Source organism: uncultured Turicibacter sp. (assembly GCF_938044715.1).
Taxonomy (GTDB): Bacteria; Bacillota_I; Bacilli_A; order MOL361; family Turicibacteraceae; genus Turicibacter; species Turicibacter sanguinis.
On record NZ_CALIOS010000087.1, the window covers coordinates 1 to 2,159 of the forward strand.

The 2,159-nt window shown below is 35.7% G+C and carries 3 protein-coding genes; all 3 read right to left on the reverse strand.

From position 1 onward, the window contains the following. A partial coding sequence (locus QWC74_RS09180) for an Hsp70 family protein (RefSeq protein ID WP_288993987.1) occupies positions 1-454 on the reverse strand: 454 nt, incomplete at its 3' end. Between the two features lie 32 nt (positions 455-486). Next, on the reverse strand, positions 487-1,041 hold the full coding sequence (grpE, locus tag QWC74_RS09185; RefSeq protein ID WP_006785252.1) for a nucleotide exchange factor GrpE: 555 nt from the start codon (positions 1,039-1,041) through the stop codon (positions 487-489). 12 nt (positions 1,042-1,053) lie between these two features. Beyond that, on the reverse strand, positions 1,054-2,076 hold the full coding sequence (hrcA, locus tag QWC74_RS09190) for a heat-inducible transcriptional repressor HrcA (RefSeq protein WP_006785251.1): 1,023 nt from the start codon (positions 2,074-2,076) through the stop codon (positions 1,054-1,056). Positions 2,077-2,159 lie beyond the last annotated feature (83 nt).

A 2,159-nucleotide genomic window follows, 5' to 3' on the forward strand; every position in this document is an offset into this window, starting at 1 on the left:
CAAGTGAAGCTGCTGTTGGTTCGTTTATTATTCTTAATACTTCTAATCCAGCTATTCTACCAGCATCTTTAGTTGCTTGTCTTTCAGCATCATTGAAGTAAGCTGGTACTGTGATAACTGCTTGAGTTACTGGCTCACCTAAATAAGCTTCAGCTGTTGCTTTTAAGTTTTGTAAAATAATTGCTGAAATTTCTTGTGGTGTATAAGATTTTCCTTCAATTGTTTCTTTATGGTTTGTTCCCATATGACGTTTAATAGACATGATTGTATTTGGATTTGTAATTGCTTGACGTTTTGCAACATCACCTACTTGACGTTCTTCACCTTTGAATGATACAACTGATGGCGTTGTACGAGCTCCTTCTGGATTAGCGATAACTTTCGCTTCTCCACCTTCCATAACTGCAACACATGAGTTAGTTGTTCCTAAGTCAATACCAATAATTTTACCCATTGAGATTCATCCTCCTATATAACAATTTAGAATTATTCGCTTACTTTTACCATTGAAGGTCTAATAACACGATCTTTTAATTTATAACCTTTTTGAAGTTCTTGTAAAACCATTCCTGATTCTACCCCTTCAACTGCTTCTTGCATCACAGCTTGATGCACAGTTGGATCGAAGGCCACGCCTTCTGCTTTAATGACTTCAACCCCTTCTTGCTTTAATGCCTCAAGTAATTGGGTATGAATCATTTTAAATCCTGTTAAGAATGTTTTTGTATTTTCATCTTCAACCGTACTAGATAAAGCACGCTCAAAGTTATCAATCGCTGGAATAATATTCGTAATCACAGCCTGTGAGCGATATTTCGCTTCACGAACGCGTTCTTCATTCATACGACGTTTAAAGTTTTCAAGTTCAGCTGCATTACGTAACAATTGATCTTTCAGATCTTGAATTTGTTGTTTTAATTCCACTGTTTCATCGATAACTTCTGATTCCGTCTCACACTGGCAATCACCATTTGCTTCTTGGCAACCTGCTTCTTCATTTAATTCTTCTAATTCTTCAACTGGTTGGGTTTCCTTATTCAACCGCCCCACCTCCTATTTATATAAATCAGACATAATTCGTGCGACATGCTCAAGAAGTGGAATGATTTTTCGATACTCCATTCTCGTCGGTCCTAAAACCGCAATCTTCCCAAATTCATGGTCACTAATTTGGTACGGAACCGTGATTAGTGTACAGTTTTCCATCGCTTTTATTTCGTTTTCTTGTCCAATTTTAACCGTCAATTCATGAGTCTCATCATCTGACTCAATAACTTTTACAATCTCATCTGCTTCAATCATACTAAACAAATGATAAGCTTTATCTAAATCATTGAATTCTGGTTGTTTCAAAATATTAGATTTTCCACTTAGAATATAATTGTTTTGAGAGAGCGACTGAGAAAGTAATTGAAGCATTGTATACATAATTTCCTCTTTGTATGTAATGAAATCATGTAATTGATTTTCAAAGCTTTCAGTTAACTTATCATGGATTTCACCCACAAATTCACCGACAAGTAATTCATCGAGCGCTTTAATAATGGTCTCCATTTTTTTAATATCAATATTGTCAGGAATCGTAATTGTCCGACTCTCAACATGCCCTTGGTCTGTAATAAGAACAAAGACAGCTTGTGCATCTGAAATCGGAACAAACTGAATTTTTTTCACTCGACTGTAATCACGAGAGGGACCTAATAAAATTGACGTATAATTCGTTAAACTTGAGAGCAATTTAACCGCTTCTTTAATGGTTGTTTCACGTTCAAATTGTTTTTGATTTAACAATTGTTTAAATATTCCTACTTCTGGTGTTGTCTCCATAGGTTCTTCTTTTACAAGGTAGTCTACGTAATAACGATATCCCTTTTGACTCGGGATCCGACCACTTGACGTATGTGTTTTTTCAAGAAAGCCCAAATCTTCTAAATCTGCCATTTCATTTCGAATCGTAGCAGCTGAAAAATTCAGTTCTTCTTTTTTAGATAAGACGCGCGAACCTACTGGCTGTGCCGTGTGTATGAACTCTTCTACAATTGCCTTTAAAACAAGTATTTGTCGTTCCGTTAGCAATGTAAACACCTCTTTTAGCACTCGTTATCATCAAGTGCTAATACCATTATATATAACCTTATTAGCACTGTCAACTCATTAGT